Source organism: Paenibacillus lacisoli (assembly GCF_030580655.1).
Taxonomy (GTDB): domain Bacteria; phylum Bacillota; class Bacilli; order Paenibacillales; family Paenibacillaceae; genus Paenibacillus; species Paenibacillus lacisoli.
The window spans coordinates 171,121-190,940 of the sequence record NZ_JAUQTB010000007.1 but is presented as its reverse complement, the minus strand read 5'-3'; the positions used below and the strand labels follow the sequence as shown (position 1 = coordinate 190,940).

The window sequence follows — 19,820 nt, the reverse complement described above, 5'->3', positions numbered from 1 at the left end:
CTAAGTCATTCTTGGCGTTTGTATACGTGGCTGCCATTTTCAAATTGACTCAATGAAGAGTTTTCAGACACGACCTAGGTCGGCACTCTGAATGCATAGGGAGAAATTGTTCCCTTTTATATAGGGAGTATCAGGGTTCATCGAATCTTCGGCGATCATGATTTTGGTCCTTCCGATCTGAAGCACTGAATGTGAGATGTAATCCTTATTGACTTCCGTTACCGTCAGAGAGCTGTCACGTTCGGCCATGTCTCTATAAGTTACTTTCATCTGTACTTCTGCGTTCAAATGCTTTTGGTAAAAGGGGATCGCTTCGCCTGCTCTTCCATTCATAGATAAAAAAATCGCTGCTTCCAGTGTTGTACTCATCCAATCAAGTCTCCTTTGTACTGTAGATAAGGACGGGCATCGATCGTTGATTTGTCCGCCTGGGATCATCATAATGGATAAAGGCTTCAATACATGACACCTTTTAGCAAGGAGATACGGATGAAAAAATCGGAACGGCTGCATGACATGATGAGATACTTGAACAACCGGGAGTTTTTTAATCTGAATGATCTAATGCAACGGTACCATATTTCCAAAAGTACGGCTCTGCGGGATATTGCTTCACTGGAGCAGTTAGGCATGCCGATCTACGCGGAACATGGGCGGAATGGCCGTTATGGGATTCTGAGAAATACGCTGCTATCCCCGATTGTGTTCACGATGGATGAAGTGTATGCCTTATATTTTGCGATGCTCACGCTGGAAGCTTATCAATCCACCCCGTTTCATCTGAGTGTGAACACACTGAATGAGAAATTCGAGAGCTGTCTGTCTGAGAAGCAGATCAGGCAGATCCATCAGATGAGAAAAGTGCTGCAATTGGAGAGTTATCCTCATGCCCATATCAGCAGCTTTCTGGATCAGATTCTTCAAAGCATTCTTCACGAATGCCGCTGCACCATTCAATATTCGAAGCAAAATCAGACGCAAGCCTATCAAACCTATGAGGTGCAATTTATCAAAATATCTGCGCGGTTTGGTCAATGGTACGCCGGCGGGATTGAATCGGATACGGGGAGATACCGGGTTTTCCGATGTGACCGGATAACAGGCATTCAGGAAGAGGAGGGGCACTCACAGGTATCAGTTGATGAGCTCCTGCGCCGTTCGCAGGAAGGGTATCGGTCCGAGGGCAGTATTGAGTTTGAAGTGGAGATTCGGGAGCAGGCCAGGGATCTCTATTATAAGGAGCCTTATCCTTCAATGCGTCTGGAGGACGGGGAGACAACGTTGATCAGGGGCTTTTACAATCCGGGAGAAGAAGGGTTTATCGCTGATTACTTCATCCGATTCGGTGAAGGTGTGTTATCCGTTAAACCGGAGACTCTGAAGCAGGTGATCCAGGAGCGGGTGGAACGAATGTTAAGGCATTACCGGGGGTTATATTAAGAGGAAAAGGGGCAGAGCCCCTCTGTGTGTCATAGCAAGGTTCACAATTTATCCATCACCATGAACATTCCTGTCATTCCGGATGAATGGTCCTGGAATCTGAACGTTTCGTAGAACGGGTCTGTCCCGTGTGCTGCGAATCGATTGTTGACGTTTTTTTCTTTCTAATACCTGAACTTCTTATAGATATACGTGGCAATCCAAATTGCAAGCAGTATCCAAACAATGATGAACAAGGCAGCTGTAACCCAGCTTTTGGGCTTTCCCTGAATCTCTTGTGCCTTTGCCTTGTTTTCTCCAATAACATCTCCAGGTATCATTTTAAGGGCAAGAACGATACCCAGTGGGACAATGATTAGATCGTCTATATAGCCTAAAATCGGGATGAAATCGGGAATCAAGTCGATGGGACTGAACGCATAAGCCACAACACACAATGTAAACAGTTTTGCATACCATTTCACTCTAGGGTCTCTGTAAGAAAGATACAATACAATGAGATTGGATTTGAGCAGTTTTGCAGTTTGTTTTAATTTATGTAAGATGGTAATTCTCCCTTTCGTCGCACGCACGCTTTTAATCCATTTGAATGAACGTTATCTCTGCCATAAAGATCATGCACGCACAATGTAATTAGCTATTCCGATTGCTATTTATATAAAGGCGCTGAGCATATATGGAATCATTATACAAGTCTATCGGATCGCCTGTCATTTAGTCCTTGTATAGAAGCAAGGCGTCTTCTTAGCCATACGTGTGCACTGTTCGCATTGTCAAGGTAGTAAAAAAATAGCCCCATCTTAATTTGATAGGGGCTATTCTATCTTAGAGGGGATGAATGTTATTAGTCATTATCTCGTTCAATTTCTGCAATGTTTCGATAAAAAATTCTGACCCTGACAAATACTCCACGTACTCTTCTACGAAGAATGAGTGAAAAATTACCCGCAAATACAATAACGCCTTCAATCTCCCTGCCTGATTTAAGCTCTACTTCAACACGTCTACCAACATTACGTTTTGCGAACGCTCGGATTTGAGCTATTGTCAATGGTATCACCCCCTAATAGAAGATGATATAGAGTATGTACTTCCTACTTTTTTTGACAGTGCGTTTAATAGGAGACGGTGTTTAGTTGGTTGGGAAACGATGAGTTAAAATGTGATCGGTGGTTCAGGATAAGCGTACCGCTTACCTCATGGGTTGGAAGTACTAAAAGCGAAGAACATAGAACAGTAAAAGAAATGAATACCCATTTTTTATTAGTAAACCTCCTCAATATTATTATACTTGCCCTAGAAAACAAAAAAGACACGGATGAGAGCAACTCCGTGTCTTTCGGAAACCAATCTGCTGTTTGCTGAATGGAATATTTACTACAATATTGCCTGCTCTACTTCATATGACATTTTGGATACTAGAGGGGCCTAATCGTTGGTTCTTCTTAATTGAAGTAACACTACACACTCCACATGACTCGTCTGCGGGAACATGTCCACCGGCTGCGCCCACTTGATCTCATACCCGCCGTCCAGCAGCACTTTACAGTCCTTCGCCAGAGTAGAAGGATTACAGGATACGTAGACGAAACGCTCCGGCTTCGTCCTCAGCACCGTATCGAGGAAACGACGGTCCAGCCCGGTCCGCGGCGGATCAGCGATGATAACGTCCGGCCGCAGACCGCCTTTAACCCAACGTGGGAGCAGGTCTTCCGCCTCTCCGGCGTAAAAGCTGGCGTTCGTCCGGCCGTTGCGCTCCGCATTCTGCTTCGCATCTTCCACCGCTTCGGCGATCGTCTCGATGCCGCGAACCTCCTTGGCATAAGGCGCGAGCCACAAACCAATCGTTCCCGTACCACAGTAAGCATCGATTACCGTCTCACTGCCGGTCAGGCTGGCGGCAGCACGGACAGACTCATACAGCTTGACCGTCTGCTGCGGGTTCAGCTGGAAGAAGGCACGCGGAGAGAGAGAAAATTCGAGATCGCTCAACGATTCCTGCATCGTCTCGGCCCCCCACAACGTAATCGTGCGGTCACCGAAGATGAGGGACGTCTTCTTCGGATTGACGTTCAGGGCGATACCAGCTAGACCTTCAATCGAAAGACGCAGCAGGCGAATCAGATCATCCTGACGCGGCAGCTTGCTGGTCGTGGAGACCAGCGTGACCTGCAGCTGATCGGACTGGAATCCGTGACGCACGATGATGGTGCGAATGCCGTCCTTCTGGCCATCTTCTTTTTGCAGCGGAATGGACAGTTCCTCCAGTACGGACTTAACCTTCTCGATGGTCTCGTTCACCTTAGGGTGCTGAATCGGGCATCCGCTGATATCGACGATACTGTGACTGTCTGCTTCATATAATCCGGCGATTATCTCGCCGCTGCGGCGCTCCACTTGGAGCTGAGCTTTGTTGCGGTAGTCCCACGGATGCTCCATGCCGAGGATCGGTTTCATCTTCACATTATCCAGGCCGGTGTAACGGCTGAATGCTTCACGGACAATGTCTGTCTTGGCCTGCAGCTGCCCTTCATACGAAATATGCTGAATCTGGCAGCCGCCGCAGATGCCGAAGACCGGGCAGGGGGGCTCGATACGCTGCGGGGATCTTTTCTCGACTTCCTTAAGCTGTGCTTTAATAAACTTTGGCTGTACTTCGCTTACTTCTGCTTTGATGACCTCATCGGTCAGCGCACCATCGATGAAAACGGCCTTCCGGCGGTAGTACCCGACCCCTTCACCGTTAATGCCCAGGCGCTTGATTGTGACGACAATACGGTCTCCGACCTGCAGCTCTTCGGCATTGTCACGCGGTGAGGCATGCCGCGGCCGCGGATGCTCCTTCCCGGCAGGCTTGCCGCCCTTGGCGTAGGCCGGTTTAGCGGCTGCAGCACGATCACTATGTTTGAACTCCGGCTTCTCCGGCTTGCTGCCGACTGATTTGGCTGAGCTCTTGGCATAAGGAGTCTTGCTTGAATCCGACGATTTGCGATATGTGGAAGCCCCAGAGCGGGGCTGCTGTTTAGGTTTGGATTGCTGACGATCCGTCTTACGTGCGTTTTTGTGTTCATTTCTGTCTTTGTTTTTGGGTTCATTCATGACGGTCTAATCTCCATCCTCTTGGGTTTCGTGTCCACTATACCATGACGTGGGGCGCAATGCCACGAATTGGACGGCTGGAGACCTGTTATACTCCCTTTTTTACCTTCCTCCAGCGGTTGTGCATTACCCTCATCCCCGGTAAACTATATAGATGAAGTGTTTTGTTTGGTAACGTATGCTTGTCCACGAGATGTTATAGGACTCGAACTTAGCCTTATACATTCCATAAATCCGGGGGCAGCAGCGATCGTAAGAAGGCTCCGCATGCGGAGTGGGCCTTGCCGCAGAGGGAGCAGATTATTTTTCGAAAATTAAGGAGTTTTGTTTAACATGAGTGTACAAGCACCCCAATTGGAACAAGCCAGGGAGCTGCTGCAAAAATATTACGGCTACCCGGATTTCCGGGAAGGCCAGAAGCGGATCGTCGCCAGCATGCTGGAGGGCAGCGATACGCTGGGCATCATGCCGACTGGCGGCGGTAAATCCATCTGCTACCAGATTCCGGCCCTGATCCATGAAGGCTTGACCATCGTCGTCTCGCCGCTGATCTCCCTGATGAAAGATCAGGTGGATGCGCTGACGACAATGGGGATTGCCGCGGCATATATCAACAGCACACTGACTGGACGCGAAGCGAACGACCGGATGCGCGCTGCACGTCGTGGCGACCTCAAGCTGCTGTATGTGGCACCGGAGCGGCTGGAGCTGGACTGGTTCCGCGAGGAGCTGGCCCAGCTGCCGATTGACTGCGTTGCCGTGGACGAAGCCCACTGTGTGTCGCAGTGGGGGCACGACTTCCGGACGAGCTACCTGGCGGTGGCGCCGTTCGTGGACAGCCTGCCGCAGCGGCCGATTCTGGCGGCATTTACCGCAACAGCAACCCCGGCCGTTATGGAGGACATGATCCGTCTGCTGCGCCTGCGCAATCCGAGCACCTTCGTGACAGGGCTTGGCCGCGACAACCTTGCGTTCAGCGTCCTGCGCGGAGAGAGCAAAAAGGAATTTGTCCTGAATTACGTCCGGGAGCACAGCGCCGAACCGGGCATTATCTACGCCGCGACCCGCAAGGATGTGGATGAGATCCAGCAGCGTCTGCTGCAGGCCGGGATTTCCGCCGGGCGCTATCATGCCGGTATGACCGATCAGGAACGGGCGGAGAATCAGGAAGCTTTTCTATATGATGATATTCGTGTCATTGTTGCTACCAATGCCTTCGGGATGGGGATCGACAAATCGAACGTACGTTATGTCATTCACAACAGCATGCCGAAGAACATGGAAGCCTATGTGCAGGAAGCTGGCCGCGCCGGGCGGGACGGGGAGCCGAGTCAGTGCATTCTGCTGTTCGGAGCACAAGATATTATCACTCAGAAGTTCCTGATTGAGCAGAATCCCGAGGATGGACGCAAATCCAACGACTACCGCAAACTGCAGCAGATGGTGGATTACTGCTATACGACCCGCTGTCTGCGCAGTGCCCAGCTCGATTACTTCGGCGAGCAGCATGACGACACGCCCTGCGGGATTTGCAGCTCGTGTACGGATGAGCGGGAACTGGTCGATATGACCGTGGATGCCCAGAAGATCTTCTCCTGCATCCACCGGATGCGCGAGCGTTACGGAGTATCCATGGTGGCCTCCGTGCTCAAAGGCTCCCGGAACAAAAAGGTGCTGCAGTACGGCTTCGACAGCCTGCCGACCTACGGTGTGATGGGCAGCATGACAGAAAAAGAGATCTCTGAGCTGATCAACGTACTGGCAACCGAAGGTTATCTGATGCTGACCGAAGGCCAGTATCCGGTGGTGCGTCTGCAGCCGCTCGCAGCCGAGGTACTTCGCGGCCAGCGTCAGGTGATGCAGCGCAAGGTCCGCCATGCCACAGCCGCGCCGGGATCGGGTTACGGACGGAGCCGCAGTCGCGATGCTTATCCGACGGCCGTTAACGAGACGGTGTTCGAGCAGCTGCGTCTGATCCGCCGTGATTTGGCGGCGAAGGAGCATGTACCGTCCTATATTATTTTCAACGATGCCACCCTGCGTGAAATGAGCGTGGTATGTCCGGCAACTGAGCGGGATATGCTGGGTGTCAAAGGGGTCGGCGAGGTGAAATACCGCAAGTACGGCAAGCCGTTCCTGGAGTTTTTCCAGTCTTACGCGAATGAGCAGGAAGCGGAGACAACATTTTACGAGGAAGATTATGAATAGAGGTTGTGAAGCATGAAAGTCATCTTGTCTACCCTGAACGCCAAATACATCCATACCTCGCTGGCCATCCGTTGTCTGAAGGCATACAGCGAGAAGGATTTTGATATTGAACTGGCCGAGTATACGATTAAGGATCCGGTGATGAACATCGTCTCGGATCTGTATCAGCGCAATGCGGACGTGATCGGATTCTCCTGCTACATCTGGAATATTGAAGAGACGATCAAGGTGATTGACGTGTTGAAAAAGGTCATGCCTGAGGTCAAAATTGTCCTGGGCGGACCAGAAGTATCTTACGATACAGAATATTGGATGAAGCGTCTGCCGAATGTTGATTTTATCGTCGTGGGCGAAGGGGAAGAGGCATTTCATCATTTCCTGAAGGAGCTGGAGGGCGACCAGAAGTTCCACTTCGTCTATGGTCTGGCCTACCGGAACAAGAAGCAGGAGATTGTCGTCATGCCAGGCCGGCCAAAAGCAGATCTGAATGATCTGCCGTCCCCACACCGTTTTGCAGAAGATATTCCCGATCTGGGCAAGCGAGTGGTCTATTTCGAGACCAGCCGCGGCTGTCCGTTCAGCTGCCAGTTCTGCCTGTCGAGCATTGAGGTGGGGGTACGTTATTATGATATTGAGCGCACCAAGGCAGATATTATTTATCTGATTGATAACGGGGCCAAGCTCATTAAGTTTGTGGACCGGACCTTTAACATCAAGCGGGATTATGCGCTGGAAATGTTCCAGTTTCTGATTGAAAATCATCGCGGCTGTGTATTCCAGTTCGAGATCACGGCGGACATCATGCGGCCGGAGGTGCTGGATTACCTTGCTGAGCATGCGCCGCCGGGCATTTTCCGTTTCGAGATCGGGGTGCAGTCCACCAATGATCCGACGAACGAGCTGGTGAAGCGGCGCCAGAATTTTGCCAAACTGACCCGTACGGTGAACAAGATCAAAGCCAGCGGCAAGATCGATCAGCATCTGGACTTGATTGCAGGCCTCCCGCTGGAGGACTACAATACGTTTCGCAAAACATTTAACGACGTATTTGCCCTTGGACCGGAGGAGCTGCAGCTGGGCTTCCTGAAGATGCTGCGCGGCACCGGCCTGCGGCTGGACGCAGATAAATACAAATACACGTATATGGACCATGCGCCATATGAGATTCTCAGCGGTGAGGTTCTTCCATTCTCCGACATTGTCCGCCTGAAGCGCCTGGAGGATGTACTAGAGAAATATTGGAACGCACACCGGATGGACTATACGCTGAAGTATTTGATGGAACAGGAATTCCCGTCTCCATTCGATTTCTTCCAGGAGTTCGGCGATTACTGGGAAGGACAGGGTTGGCAGAAGATCGGGCACCAGCTGGAAGATCTGTTTACCCGCCTGCATGCATTCCTGGCGCAGCGCCAGACGAAGCGGATGGACCTTATACAAGGCCTGATGAAGCTGGATTACTTCCTGAACCACAAGTATAAGCCGCGCAAAATCTGGTGGGATTTCACTCCGGACAAGGATCATTATGCTGCGGATATCCAGCAGATCACCGGCCAGCCTGACCAGCTGCTATCACCGCAGCCTGTGAAGGAAGGACCGGTCATGCCGAAGCAGACTGTTCAGCCGTCCTTCACAGAGCTGAAGCTGGGTGAACGTGAACTGCAGAAGCATGCCGTTATCGAACGTCTGCCATTCCGTCTGAATGAAGTGCTGGCAGGCGCCGCAGCTCAAGAGACTGAGGGCAGCACCCTGCTGCTGGTCGTGTATCAGCAGCATGCCGAGCAGAAGCCGATGTTCTACACGCTGCCTCTTGCGAACAGCGGTGTAGTCATGCAGTAAGCTCCACCCCATGAACCAGACAAAACCCGCAGTCGGATAAATACATCCGGCTGCGGGTTTTTCATTAATACCGCTCAAGTACGAGATTAGTCTTCAAGGAATCAGCAGGAACAAGCCAGCCTTTGGCTTCCAGCAGCTGCAGCAGCTTGGCACGGCTGGCTGCGGCTGTATTGTAACTATCTGTCTTGAATGAAATCTCCACAATATCCTCAGTGCCTGTCCCATCAGCCTTCGCAATCGGCCACAGCTCGATATCCGTCTCCAGGCCGTCAAAGGTGCCTTTGTACTTGCTTACAGAAATCGGGCCATGGGCATAAGACTGCTTCAGTGTGGCCGTCCCCCATCCGGCGGAATTGGTTTTGTCCAGCTTGCCGGGAATGTTAGCCAATAGCAGCTGAAGCGCTTCCTGGCTGGTTGGCAGCACAAGCCCTTTGGAAGCCGCTGTTTCTTTGTCATTCGAGAAGCTGAGTGTCTGCTTGCTGTAGCCCCAGTCGATCTCCGCATCGTAATTGGTATCCGATGCCGTGAATCCATCGCGGTTGGCCTGGTTCAGCGCCGCTGTAATATCTCCATTGGTGACCGTGTACCGTTTCTTGTAGGTCATTTCATACTTCTTTTTATCCTCTTTCTTGCGGAAGCGCACATTCCATCCGGAGTCATTCAGTCCCAGGGACGCTGTGTCAAAATACTCCACCAGCTGGCGGGCAGCCGGCTCTTCAATCTGAAACGTGTTCTCTACCTGATCCTGCAGCGAATGATCGCTTTTCAGTACTTGATCGGCCTTCAGCATAAACTTCACTTCGTAAGAAGGGACAGCATTGGCTGCCGCTTCAGCCGTGGACGGTGCCTGCCAGCCTGTGGCCAGCATGACGGCGCTTAAGGCTGCAATGGCAAACGACTTGGTGGTTCTGGATTTTAATTTCATCAGTTCAGCTCCCTTGAACTTAGTGTCATGATTCGTAACTAACTCTAAAGGGGTTATGTCACCATCAGATCAAGGGAACGGGATTAACGGGTTAAAAAAAGCAAGATTTAATCTTGGTCAACCAAGATAGACTCTAGAGAGGACTGCCGCCAGCTCTCCAGATGCTCGATAAAACGGCTGCTGGTCGCCGATAAATAACGGTCCTGATTCGTAATGGCATACACATGCCGTTCAGCAGGCTGGTCGGGGATCGGCCGCATACACAGCAGACCCCGAGACACCTCGGCCTGTACAGCCATCCGCGAGATGAAGGAGACATGATCCCCGAGCATGACGGCCTGCTTGATCGCTTCCAGTGAATCGAGCTCCAGACGGGAAGAGAGATGGATGCCCTGTTTGTCCAGCCATTGATCCGTGATCCGCCGGGTGCTGGATTCCTTCCCGTGCAGCACGAAAGAGGAGGCCGCGATCCATTCCGGTGTCCACGTCTGTGCATCTGCGAAGGGGTGAGCCGGAGAGCAGATCAGCACCAGCTCATCTCTGCAGATAGTCTGCGAAACCAGCGGGGGTGTATGGAAGGAACCGGTTGAGATGATGCCGATATCGATCTGGTGAGCGTGCAGCATCTGGGTGATGACGGGTGCTGTCTTGACTGACAGGGAGATACGGATCCCCGGGTAGATTCGGGTAAAATCATGAATCACCGCAGGCAGGATATACGTAGCCGGGACGTAACTTGCCCCGATGGATAATGTCCCCTGACGCAGGGAATCGAACTCACCAACGACACGCTGGGCTTCTTGAGCGAGGGCATTGATTTTGGAGGCATAATGAAGCAGCGCGTATCCGGCATCCGTCAGGATAATTCGTCCCATACGGGCATCGAACAGCTTGACACCGAAATCACGCTCCAGATTTTTCATATGAAAGGTAACGGTCGGCTGTTTGAGCCCCAGCAGATCGGCTACGGTCGTAATTTTGCGGTGCTTCTCGAGCAGCTCGACAATTTGCAGCTTTAACAAGTTGATATTCATCATGGGTTCATTTCCCCGCCTTTATACCGGATAGCATGCTATATCTGAATGAACTGCAGTACTCCTTTACATGCCTCTATCTATAGATTAAATCTATGAATGTTAAAACTGTTCATTGATAAAATTAATTTTCATTTTACATATCTCTAATACAGGCAGTGATTTCCACAGGTAGACTGGTTTCTGTAAGAGAGTGAGAGCTACTGAGCGATCCACTGTACAAATGCTGAACAAAGAAAGGGATCATCAAATGGATTTGAACATACGCGGCCTTGGCAAAAGCTTTGGCGGCAGCGCTGCGCTGCTTCCGACCGACCTGACGATCCGCCAGGGGAAATTTACAACCCTGCTCGGCCCTTCCGGCTGCGGCAAAACGACACTTTTGCGGATGATCGCCGGCCTGGAGCGGCCGGATACCGGAAGCATTTCCTTCGGAGATGAACTTTTGTATGGCAAAGGTGTCGAGGTGCCGCCGCATCGGCGCGGCTTCGGAATGGTATTCCAGGACTTTGCACTGTGGCCTCATATGACCGTCTTCGAGAACGTGGCTTTCGGACTGCGGGCTGCGGGACGCAGGGAAGGACTGAAGAGCAGGGTGATGGAAGCGCTGGAGAAGGTCAGGCTGACCGGGATGGAAAATCGTTTTCCGCATCAGCTCTCCGGCGGTCAGCAGCAGCGGGTAGCTTTTGCCAGAGCGATTGCCGTTCAGCCGCGTCTGGTCCTGTTCGACGAGCCGCTGAGTGCGCTGGATGCCGTGCTGCGTGATGAGATGAGGCTGGAGATGATGTATCTGGTACGGGAGATGGGATTAACTGCCCTGTATGTCACACATGACCAGATCGAAGCGATGTCCATGTCGGATGAAGTGATCGTCATGCAAGGCGGACAGGTACTCCAGAAGGGGGAACCGGAAGAGATCTACCGCCGTCCCGTACATCCGTTTGTCGCCCGATTTATCGGGAAATCGAATTGGCTGGCTGATGGACACTCCATGTTCAGACCGGAGCATCTCAGCCTGGAAGTCTGCGGACAGGAAGACCTGGTCTACGCGGGAACGGTGACCCAAGTCAGCTATGTTGGTGACCGGTATGAGATCAGGCTGAAGACAGCTGAGACGGCGGAACCATGGCTTGCTTATGCCGCTGATCGAATGCGTGAGGGGGATCAGGTAAACGTATATCTCCAGGACAAGCATATTCATCGGATGAACCATAATCAGATCGTTTGAGATGGAACCAATATAATCAAGGGGGAAATAGAACATGTTGAGTACAACACGTAAACCATGGAGAAAAGGGGCCGCTCTGGTGCTGGCCCTGACGTTAGGAGCCGCTCTGGCGGGATGTGGAAGCAGCAAGGCTGCGGAGGAGAAGACGCCTGCGGGTGGAGAGAACACAGCGGCTACTGCTCCTGCAGACAAGACATTGACCGTCTATACTGCGGGTCCGGAAGGTCTGGCCAACAAGCTGATCAAGCAATTCGAAGAACAATCGGGCATCAAGGTGGAGACCTTCCAGGGCACGACAGGCAAAATCTTGGCGCGTATGGAGGCTGAGAAATCCAATCCGGTTGCCGATGTTGTCATTCTGGCATCTCTGCCGTCAGCACAGGGACTGAAGAAGGAAGGCATGACGCTTCCTTACCCGGAAGCCAAAAATGCGGACAAGCTGAACAAGGACTGGTCTGACGCTGAAGGTAACTACTTCAGTACCAGCGCATCTGCGTTAGGAATTGCATATAACACGAAGCTGGTAACTGCACCTCCTGCCTCCTGGAGCGATCTGACCAAGCCGGAGTTTAAGGATCAGATTAATATTCCGGACCCATCACTGTCCGGGTCAGCGCTCGACTTCATTACCGGTTACCTCAGTGATAAAGGTGAAGGCGGCTGGTCCCTGTTCGAACAGTACAAAGCGAATGGTGTCGTCATGGCTGGTGCTAATCAGGAAGCGCTCGATCCGGTGATTACGGGGGCGAAGAGCATGGTAGTCGGTGCGGTTGACTATATGACTTACAAAGCGAAAGCCAAAGGCGAGCCTATTGATATCGTCTATCCGAAGGAAGGTACGGTGATCAGTCCGCGCCCTGCTGCTATTCTGAAGTCTACCAAGCACGAAGAGAATGCCAAAGCGTTCATTGATTACCTGTTGTCTGATTCCGCGCAAAAGCTTGTATCCGACGCGGCTCTTCTGCCGGGACGTACGGATGTCAAAGCTGAGAACCGGGCCAATCTGGACGGAATTCCGCTGCTCAAGACGGACTGGAACTGGATGGGTGAGCAGGGTGCTGCGGTAACCGATAAATTCACGAAGCTGTTCAAATAACATGAACGATCATTATTCACTGCGTCAATTTAAAACCTGGTCGATGGTCCTGGCTCTTCTGGTACTAGTGCTTCTCATCGTGGTGCCCTTGGCCGAAATATTTATCCAAAGCGTATACCGGGACGGGCAGCTGCAATGGTCAGCCCCGTTCCGCACGATTGCTGATTCTGATATGCTGAGCGTTCTGCTGGCTTCCATTTGGCTGGGAGTATGTGTCATTGCCGGAACCACTGTGCTGGCACTGCCGCTGGCCTGGGTGATGGTGAACACCCGTCTGGGGCGGTGGCGCTGGCTAGAGATTGTATTCCTGATCCCTTTCATGACACCGCCTTACATCGGTTCCATGGGCTGGATTCTGTTCATGCAAAAGAACGGCTACCTGGAGCAGCTTGCTCCTGGACTGGCCGGACTCGGGAACGCCTTTTTCTCATTCGGCGGCATGGTCGCCATTATGAGTCTTCATCTCTACCCATTCCTGTACCTGCTGCTGCGGGGAGCTCTTGAGCGGATTGGCGGTAATATGGAAGAAGCGGCCGCTGTGATGGGAGCGCCGTTCGCTTACCGCTTCCGGCGGATTGTAATCCCGCTCCTGCTGTCTGCATTCGGAATGGGGGCCATGCTGGTCTTCGTCAAGACGATTGCCGAATTCGGAACCCCGGTGACGTTCGGCAAACGGATCGGCTATGAAGTTATGACTTCGGAAATTCACAAATACATTTCAAGCTGGCCGATTGATTTCGGCAAGGCTACCTCGTTGTCCTCTGTCTTACTGACTGCCTGTCTGCTGGTCTGGTACGGACAATCGATTCTGAACCGGAGGCATACCTACGGGTTGGTAGGAGGAAAGGGAGTCCGCCGTGCCCGTCTGCGCAGCAGCAGCTGGCTGCAGTGGAGTGCGGGAATTTTCGTCCTGCTGCTGCTGGTCGTCTCCATCGGCATTCCCTATTTCTCCATCATTGCGGCTTCCACGATGAAACTGCGCGGAGTGGGACTGGCATGGAATAACTTTACGCTTGATTTCTACAAAGAGCTCCTTGCCTGGGATTCTCCAAGCATGGAGGCGCTAATGAATAGTCTGTGGCTGTCGCTTGCGGCTTCCACGATAGCCGTGCTGCTCGGTACCTGGTTTGCCGTTGTTATTCAGCGTTCCCGTACCCGGCTGCAGCGTACCGCGGACCTCTTCAGCCTGCTGCCGAACACCGTCCCAGGTATCGTGCTGGTCGTCGGACTGATTCTGCTCTGGAATTCGCCATGGATGCCAATTCCGCTGTATAACACGTATGGAATGGTCATTCTGACGTATATCGTTTTATTTGTTCCTTATACGGTCCAGTATGTCAAAAGCGCCTTCAGCCAGATTGATCCTTCCCTCTTTCAGGCGGGACAGGTCTTCGGCGGGAAACCGGCATATATCGGACGCAAGGTGCTGCTGCCTCTAATCATTCCAGGAATGCTGGCCGGATGGATGATGACTTTTACGATCGCTTCACGTGAGCTGGTCGGATCGCTGCTTATTTTACCGCCTTCCGTGCAGACCTCCGCAACCTATATTTATGCCCAGTTCGAGCAGGGGCAGGTGTCGCTGGGCATGGCTATGGCCGTGGTATCCGTAGGTTTGACGACGCTTCTGCTCATGCTTCTGGAATTTATGGGCCCTGGAAGAAGGCGAAATGCACGATGATACAGCTGCATGTATGGGGCGGGGCGGGCGAGCATGGACGCTCCTGTTATGTGCTGACAGGAGAGCATCATCGGATCATGCTCGACTGCGGTGTGAAGAAGGAAGGAACCGGGCAGTATCCGCTGCTGCAGGAGGAACAGATTCCGCAGCTGACTGCGGTATTCTTGTCCCATGCCCACGAGGATCACTCGATGGCATTACCTCTGCTCTATAAGTACGGCTATAAGGGCGAGATCTGGACGACCCGGCCGACGGCATCACAGCTGGAATTGTATTTTGCCAGCTGGAACCGTTATGTGTCAGGCAGAGGCGGGGAGCTGCCGTACGACGAATCGGATATTCAGGCTCTCCGTTTCCGTTACCTGGAGGAGGAAGGACCTGCAGGAGAATGGCTCAAGCTCGGCAACCAGCTGGAGCTGCAATGGGGCCGCAGCGGTCATATGCTCGGTTCTGTCTGGCTCCGGCTGCAGATGGAGCGTCACGGCATCTTCTTCTCAGGCGATTACAGCCGGGAATCGGCTCTGCTGGAGGCAGATGGGCCGCAGGTGCTGGGGGAGGGGACGGACTTCTCAGGTGCTTCTGCCCCCGTTCTTAGAGAGCCGCTGTCTCTGTCCATTGTGGATAACGCGTATGGAACAGATGAGGAGTCCCAGCGGCAGAAGCTTGCCGAGCTCCGGAGGTTCATCCTGAAGACGCAGGAGCGGGGAGGACACCTGCTGCTGCCGGTCCCGGCTTTTGGCAGGGGACAGGACCTTGTTGTGTGGGCCCTGAAGCAATTCCCCGGCCAGCGGCTGCTGATCGAGCCGGAGATCTGGAAGGGCCTGCAGCAGATGGTGGTCTGGTCTGACTGGCTGCGGCCCGAGGCGCTCCTGCAGATTGAAGCAGCCATGCATTCAGGGGACATCTGCGTTCCGGGTAGTCCGGAGGAGCGGCTCCGCCTCCTTAAAGGGAGTCAACCGCTGATCATTTTCACTACAGATGGAATGATGGAGTCGCCCCGCGCACGCTGGTATGCGGAGCGTCTGGCTTCAGCAAGTCAGCATGCTATCGTTATTACAGGCCATGCCAGTCACGGGACATTCGCCCGCAGGCTGCTGAGTGAAGAGACGGAAGGGGCTGGCTGTGAGGTTCTGCAGCTGGGTTACAAAATTCATCAGGGTATGGATGATGTTCGTGTCATGCTGCAGGAAGTTCCGAGCAGGCATACCGTACTGGTTCACGCTCCCCAGGCAGAGACCGACCGGGTCGTTGCCCGGCTGTCTGCCGAAGGATATGAAGGGCTCTCTTCGCTTGAGCCTGGGGCCATAGTAGCTCTGGAAGAATCATAGAATCATAGATTCACTGAATCCCTTGTCAGCTCCATGCTGTCAGGGGATTTTTTATGCTGCAGTCTTTACCAATTTGCATGCAGTCTTGATTTACAAATCTTCTATAGTTTGATTTAATTCAATATATGTTTGTGTAACCCATTTTAAGGAAATAGGATGGATGCTTTGTGCCCGCTCAGGGCAGAAGGAATGGAGAGGCACAATCATGATGCATAGAGAAAATGAGCAAAGTTGGAAGCTGACGGTGCAGCAAGTGCAGGATGCTCTCTTTTGTGCTTGGAGCCTGCAGTCCAGCAGTAAATGGACGCAAGAGAATCCGGCTGCAGGCCACTGCGGAGTTACGTCCTTGGTCGTTCAGGATTGGCTGGGCGGCGATATTCACAGGACTAGTATGGAGAACAGCTGGCATTATTATAACCGTATAGACGGCGAGATCTTGGATTTTACTGCTTCACAGTTTGATCGGATTCCGGTGTATGAACATCTGGAATCGAACCGGGAAGAAGCTTACAGCGATACGAATGCGCAGCAATATCAGACGCTGACAGAACGTTTTGAGCTCTGCATCCATGCCTTGAAGAGGAGGGCTGCTTTATGAATACACAGCTTATTCTGATCCGCCATGCCGATTCCCCTTACATTGAACACGCTGAACGTACACGGGGCCTATCTGCCCGGGGAACACAGGATGCGCAGCAGGTGATGGCTGTGCTGCAGCATGAGCCGGTTCATGGTTTTGTATCCAGTCCCTATGCACGGGCAGTGGATACGATACGACCTCTTGCACAGCAAAGAGGCAAGGACATTACGCTAATTGAAGATTTGCGGGAACGCAAGATCGGACAGCTGGAGCAGCGGTCTTTTCACGCAGCCAAACAGGCCGTTTATATGGATTACACGCTCAAGCTGCCTGAAGGAGAATCCAGCGCTGAGGCGCAGGCCAGAGCAGTGGATGCGATGGAACAGGTGCTTCAGCAGTATGAGGGACAGACCGTCGCAGCAGGCACGCACGGTGACATTATGACCTTGATGATGAACAAGTGGGACAGCCGCTATGACTATTCATTTTGGCTCTCCACCACGATGCCGGACATTTACAAGCTTACTTTTGCAGCTGGCCGGTTGACTGATGTCCAGCGGCTCTGGTCCGCGCAGCATACCACTTAGAGAGGGTGATGGAATGGAAGTCTGTCAAATCCGCATGGCGGAAGATAAAGATATCCCGTTTCTGTGGGAAATGCTGTACCAGTCTATGTATATACCGGAAGGAGAAGCTCCGTTCAGCAGGGAAATCCTGAAAGATCCAATGATCGCCAAATACATGAAAGACTGGGGGCGTAAAGGCGACCTGGGCCTGGTCGCTGAGCAGAAAGAAGGCCAGGTTGTCGGTGCGATCACAAGCCGGTATTTTACAGAGCAGCAGCAGGGCTTTGGCTTCGTGGCTGAGGATATACCGGAGATGGGTATGGCACTGCTGCCTGAATACCGCGGGCAGGGGATAGGTAAAGCCCTGATGAGTCGGCTTCTCGAAGAGCTTCGGCGGCAGGGGGTTAAGCAGGTGTCGTTAAGCGTAGATCCGAATAATATTCCTGCTGTATCGCTCTATCAGCGTTTTGGGTTTCGGCGGGTGGGGTGGATGAGTACCTCGATCACGATGCTGGCTGATGTGTAGTGCAGGACAGGATTCAATGCAGATTGTAGAGCTGTGATGGAATGAGAAGTGCATAAAGGGGATGGTCTTATGAAACTATTATTGTCAGGCTTCGAGCCCTTTGGAGGAATGAAGGTGAATCCAACCGAGCAGCTGATGCAGGATATGGCTGCCGCGAGCATAACGGGTGTGGACATCCGGACGGTCCTGCTTCCCGTTTATTTTGATGAATGTGCTGAAATTCTGTTACAAGCCGTTGAAAAGTTCCAGCCTGATGTCATCATCTCATGCGGATTGGCAGCAGGCCGTACTTCGATTACACCGGAACGGATTGCAATCAATGTCAAGGATATCGCACCAGATGCCTCTTATCCGGATAACCGGGGAACAAGGCCGCAGGACGAACCGATAGATCCGGACGGGCCCGACGGGCTGTTCAGCGGGCTTCCGGTTCGTGACATGGTGAGCCGCCTTCAGGCAGCGGGGATTCCGGCTGCCGTCTCCAATACGGCAGGCACCTATATCTGCAACAATACGATGTATGCTGTGCTGAATTATATCCGGCGTCACCAGCTGCCCGTGCTGGCAGGCTTTGTGCATGTTCCGGCTTCATCGGACATGGCGGCGGATAAACCGTCCCTGCCATCCCTGCCCTATGATATGCTGCTGCGGGGGCTGAAGCTGATCATTGAGTCAACGAGAACAGCCTGGGAGACGCGGGCAGCCTGCCAGTTGTAACGCAAGGGATAAAGTCTGGGCTGCTGTAACAGCGCATATATTGATGCAGTTATCTGCCAGTCATGAACTGCAGTACGATGAAAGGGAATAAGATTATGTATACGGTAGGTTTTTGGAGAAGGCTGGGAGCTGTGCTTCTGGATGGTCTTATCATCGGGGTTCCTTTGTCAATTTTAAGTGTTATTTTGTTTGGCTCTAACGATGATCAAGATTGGTTTACACGAAGCTTGGACGTGGTCTACGAAATCGTGGTTCCTGTTTTTTGGGCAGGCCGGACGATCGGTAAACGGTTTGTAGGTGTCCGGATTCGCAGACTTGACGGCGAGCCCCCCGGCTTTGGCACCATGATCCTGCGTGTCATCGTTGGCGGATTGATTTATGCAGTCACATTTGGCGTTGCACTTATTATTAGTGTTATTATGGTGGTTGTGCGTGAAGATAACCGCAGCATCCATGATTTCATTGCCGGCACAGAGGTGGTACGGGATGAAGCTTGAGCGGGTACACGTCAACAACAAAACCACAGGGAATCATGAAGGCTCTGTGTCTAACACCAGGAGGAATCAGCTTATGTCAGATCAATTTAATATTGCTTTAATGGGGAAATCCCGCCAGAGCATGCTGAAGGCGGCAGAATCCCTGACCGAGGAGCAGAGAACCATGGTTCCTGCAGGATTCAATAACAGTATCCATTGGCAGCTTGGTCATGTAGTTGCTGTTGCAGAAAGTATTCTGTACGGGTTTGGCGGTCAGCCATCGGAGCTTCCCAAAGAATATGCAGCTTTCTTTGGACCCGGAACCAAGCCGGCCGACTGGACGGGCCAGCCGCCAGCATGGGAAGATGTGGTGAGCCGCCTTCAACAGCAGGTTGTTCATGCCCGTGAAACTTTTGGTTCCCGGATGGATAGCGCAGTTGCGGTGAAAGAGAATTTTGCCAAGGCTGAAACGATTCAGAACCTGTTCGAACTGGTTGCTTATCATGACGGTTCCCATGAAGGTATGGTCAAGGCCATGGCCCGGATTGTACAACAGTAAAATATTTCTTCACAAAGAGAGGCAGACCTAAGAGGTCTGCCTTTGATAATAAGGAAAATGAAAAATTAGCCCTGTCAAACAGGGCTAGGAGAATTCAATGATTAATATTGCTATATTCTTCATCGGATACGGGCTCCAGCCACTCCGGTGTTCCTGCTGTAATGGCGATATGTTCGAACCAGCTGTCTTTGGCAGCGCCATGCCAGTGTTTAACCCCATCATGGGTAACTACAACGTCACCGGCTTTTAAGAATTGGGCATCTTGACCCTCTTCCTGGTACCAGCCTTCACCACCCGTGACTAAAAGCAGCTGAAAGCCGTTACGATGAATATGCCAGTTATTTCTGCATCCAGGCTCGAAGGTCACATTGCCTACACCGACAGCCACTTTTGGGTCAGCGATCAAGGTCTGCAGATAACTTTGTCCAACGAAAAATGGTGCGTATGCTTCGTTTCTTTCGCCTATCGGAAAAATAACTCCGTTTTTGACTTCTTCATGTTTAGCCATCCGGATTCCT

Annotated in this window: 19 protein-coding genes and 1 pseudogene; 13 read left to right on the top strand and 7 right to left on the bottom strand. The window is 52.1% G+C overall.

The features are described from left to right. Positions 1-66: 66 nt before the first annotated feature. A pseudogene (locus Q5741_RS14075) lies at positions 67-369 on the bottom strand (VOC family protein); the annotation flags it as partial. Between the two features lie 120 nt (positions 370-489). Here Q5741_RS14075 and Q5741_RS14070 point away from each other — a divergent pair. Next, positions 490-1,440 carry a helix-turn-helix transcriptional regulator gene (locus Q5741_RS14070; protein ID WP_305024730.1) on the top strand — a complete coding sequence of 317 codons (951 nt, stop codon included), beginning with the start codon at positions 490-492 and terminating at the stop codon, positions 1,438-1,440. Positions 1,441-1,604: 164 nt separating this feature from the next. Here the strand turns inward: Q5741_RS14070 and Q5741_RS14065 are convergent, their stop codons facing one another. From Q5741_RS14065 to rlmD, 3 genes are all read right to left on the bottom strand, one after another. Then, entirely contained in the window at positions 1,605-2,012 is a 408-nt protein-coding gene (locus Q5741_RS14065; RefSeq protein ID WP_305024729.1) for a YkvA family protein, read from the bottom strand. Between the two features lie 272 nt (positions 2,013-2,284). Then, entirely contained in the window at positions 2,285-2,500 is a 216-nt protein-coding gene (locus Q5741_RS14060; protein WP_305024728.1) for an acetyl-CoA acetyltransferase, read from the bottom strand. A gap of 368 nt (positions 2,501-2,868) precedes the next feature. Then, on the bottom strand, positions 2,869-4,539 hold the full coding sequence (gene rlmD, locus Q5741_RS14055; protein ID WP_305024727.1) for a 23S rRNA (uracil(1939)-C(5))-methyltransferase RlmD: 1,671 nt from the start codon (positions 4,537-4,539) through the stop codon (positions 2,869-2,871). 333 nt (positions 4,540-4,872) lie between these two features. Here rlmD and recQ point away from each other — a divergent pair, with 333 nt between their 5' ends. Together recQ and Q5741_RS14045 are read left to right on the top strand one after the other, a co-directional pair. Beyond that, complete coding sequence (gene recQ / locus Q5741_RS14050) at positions 4,873-6,747, top strand: DNA helicase RecQ (protein ID WP_305024726.1); 1,875 nt, start codon at positions 4,873-4,875, stop codon at positions 6,745-6,747. A 12-nt stretch (positions 6,748-6,759) separates the two neighbouring features. Beyond that, a complete protein-coding gene (locus Q5741_RS14045; RefSeq protein ID WP_305024725.1) occupies positions 6,760-8,586 on the top strand; it encodes a B12-binding domain-containing radical SAM protein in 1,827 nt (608 codons plus the stop codon). 64 nt (positions 8,587-8,650) lie between these two features. Here the strand turns inward: Q5741_RS14045 and Q5741_RS14040 are convergent, their stop codons facing one another. Together Q5741_RS14040 and Q5741_RS14035 are read right to left on the bottom strand one after the other, a co-directional pair. Beyond that, positions 8,651-9,511 (bottom strand): hypothetical protein, encoded by an 861-nt coding sequence (locus Q5741_RS14040; RefSeq protein WP_305024724.1) that lies wholly within the window; start codon positions 9,509-9,511, stop codon positions 8,651-8,653. 107 nt (positions 9,512-9,618) lie between these two features. Beyond that, on the bottom strand, positions 9,619-10,545 hold the full coding sequence (locus tag Q5741_RS14035; protein ID WP_305024723.1) for a LysR family transcriptional regulator: 927 nt from the start codon (positions 10,543-10,545) through the stop codon (positions 9,619-9,621). Positions 10,546-10,795: 250 nt separating this feature from the next. Between Q5741_RS14035 and Q5741_RS14030 the strand changes: the two genes are divergently transcribed. The 10 genes from Q5741_RS14030 to Q5741_RS13985 all read left to right on the top strand — a co-directional run bounded on the left by Q5741_RS14030 (position 10,796) and on the right by Q5741_RS13985 (position 19,302). Beyond that, entirely contained in the window at positions 10,796-11,773 is a 978-nt protein-coding gene (locus Q5741_RS14030) for an ABC transporter ATP-binding protein (RefSeq protein WP_305024722.1), read from the top strand. 34 nt (positions 11,774-11,807) lie between these two features. Continuing rightward, on the top strand, positions 11,808-12,869 hold the full coding sequence (locus Q5741_RS14025) for an ABC transporter substrate-binding protein (protein WP_305024721.1): 1,062 nt from the start codon (positions 11,808-11,810) through the stop codon (positions 12,867-12,869). A 1-nt stretch (position 12,870) separates the two neighbouring features. Further along, positions 12,871-14,550, top strand: coding sequence for an ABC transporter permease (locus Q5741_RS14020; protein WP_305024720.1), 1,680 nt, complete (start codon positions 12,871-12,873; stop codon positions 14,548-14,550). Beyond that, positions 14,547-15,878, top strand: coding sequence for an MBL fold metallo-hydrolase (locus tag Q5741_RS14015; protein WP_305024719.1), 1,332 nt, complete (start codon positions 14,547-14,549; stop codon positions 15,876-15,878). Before Q5741_RS14020 ends, Q5741_RS14015 begins: the two co-directional genes overlap by 4 nt. Before the next feature lie 205 nt (positions 15,879-16,083). Then, complete coding sequence (locus Q5741_RS14010) at positions 16,084-16,476, top strand: YunG family protein (RefSeq protein ID WP_305024718.1); 393 nt, start codon at positions 16,084-16,086, stop codon at positions 16,474-16,476. Beyond that, positions 16,473-17,045 carry a histidine phosphatase family protein gene (locus Q5741_RS14005; RefSeq protein ID WP_305024717.1) on the top strand — a complete coding sequence of 191 codons (573 nt, stop codon included), beginning with the start codon at positions 16,473-16,475 and terminating at the stop codon, positions 17,043-17,045. Before Q5741_RS14010 ends, Q5741_RS14005 begins: the two co-directional genes overlap by 4 nt. Positions 17,046-17,058: 13 nt before the next feature. Then, on the top strand, positions 17,059-17,550 hold the full coding sequence (locus Q5741_RS14000; RefSeq protein WP_305024716.1) for a GNAT family N-acetyltransferase: 492 nt from the start codon (positions 17,059-17,061) through the stop codon (positions 17,548-17,550). A gap of 69 nt (positions 17,551-17,619) precedes the next feature. After that, complete coding sequence (gene pcp / locus Q5741_RS13995) at positions 17,620-18,267, top strand: pyroglutamyl-peptidase I (protein WP_305024715.1); 648 nt, start codon at positions 17,620-17,622, stop codon at positions 18,265-18,267. Positions 18,268-18,344: 77 nt separating this feature from the next. Then, positions 18,345-18,764 (top strand): RDD family protein, encoded by a 420-nt coding sequence (locus Q5741_RS13990; RefSeq protein ID WP_305024714.1) that lies wholly within the window; start codon positions 18,345-18,347, stop codon positions 18,762-18,764. Positions 18,765-18,837: 73 nt separating this feature from the next. Beyond that, entirely contained in the window at positions 18,838-19,302 is a 465-nt protein-coding gene (locus tag Q5741_RS13985) for a DinB family protein (protein WP_305024713.1), read from the top strand. A 94-nt stretch (positions 19,303-19,396) separates the two neighbouring features. Here the strand turns inward: Q5741_RS13985 and Q5741_RS13980 are convergent, their stop codons facing one another. Next, complete coding sequence (locus Q5741_RS13980) at positions 19,397-19,810, bottom strand: cupin domain-containing protein (protein WP_305024712.1); 414 nt, start codon at positions 19,808-19,810, stop codon at positions 19,397-19,399. Positions 19,811-19,820 lie beyond the last annotated feature (10 nt).

Excerpts from the sequence above, each read along its gene's own strand:
- Q5741_RS14040 (WP_305024724.1), bottom strand. The coding sequence starts at position 9,511 with ATGAAATTAAAATCCAGAACCACCAAGTCGTTTGCCATTGCAGCCTTA.
- recQ (WP_305024726.1), top strand. The coding sequence starts at position 4,873 with ATGAGTGTACAAGCACCCCAATTGGAACAAGCCAGGGAGCTGCTGCAA.
- Q5741_RS13985 (WP_305024713.1), top strand. The coding sequence starts at position 18,838 with ATGTCAGATCAATTTAATATTGCTTTAATGGGGAAATCCCGCCAGAGC.
- Q5741_RS14025 (WP_305024721.1), top strand. The coding sequence starts at position 11,808 with ATGTTGAGTACAACACGTAAACCATGGAGAAAAGGGGCCGCTCTGGTG.
- Q5741_RS14035 (WP_305024723.1), bottom strand. The coding sequence starts at position 10,545 with ATGAATATCAACTTGTTAAAGCTGCAAATTGTCGAGCTGCTCGAGAAG.
- pcp (WP_305024715.1), top strand. The coding sequence starts at position 17,620 with ATGAAACTATTATTGTCAGGCTTCGAGCCCTTTGGAGGAATGAAGGTG.
- Q5741_RS14070 (WP_305024730.1), top strand. The coding sequence starts at position 490 with ATGAAAAAATCGGAACGGCTGCATGACATGATGAGATACTTGAACAAC.
- Q5741_RS13990 (WP_305024714.1), top strand. The coding sequence starts at position 18,345 with ATGAAAGGGAATAAGATTATGTATACGGTAGGTTTTTGGAGAAGGCTG.
- Q5741_RS14000 (WP_305024716.1), top strand. The coding sequence starts at position 17,059 with ATGGAAGTCTGTCAAATCCGCATGGCGGAAGATAAAGATATCCCGTTT.
- Q5741_RS13980 (WP_305024712.1), bottom strand. The coding sequence starts at position 19,810 with ATGGCTAAACATGAAGAAGTCAAAAACGGAGTTATTTTTCCGATAGGC.
- Q5741_RS14045 (WP_305024725.1), top strand. The coding sequence starts at position 6,760 with ATGAAAGTCATCTTGTCTACCCTGAACGCCAAATACATCCATACCTCG.
- rlmD (WP_305024727.1), bottom strand. The coding sequence starts at position 4,539 with ATGAATGAACCCAAAAACAAAGACAGAAATGAACACAAAAACGCACGT.
- Q5741_RS14005 (WP_305024717.1), top strand. The coding sequence starts at position 16,473 with ATGAATACACAGCTTATTCTGATCCGCCATGCCGATTCCCCTTACATT.
- Q5741_RS14010 (WP_305024718.1), top strand. The coding sequence starts at position 16,084 with ATGATGCATAGAGAAAATGAGCAAAGTTGGAAGCTGACGGTGCAGCAA.
- Q5741_RS14020 (WP_305024720.1), top strand. The coding sequence starts at position 12,871 with ATGAACGATCATTATTCACTGCGTCAATTTAAAACCTGGTCGATGGTC.
- Q5741_RS14030 (WP_305024722.1), top strand. The coding sequence starts at position 10,796 with ATGGATTTGAACATACGCGGCCTTGGCAAAAGCTTTGGCGGCAGCGCT.
- Q5741_RS14015 (WP_305024719.1), top strand. The coding sequence starts at position 14,547 with ATGATACAGCTGCATGTATGGGGCGGGGCGGGCGAGCATGGACGCTCC.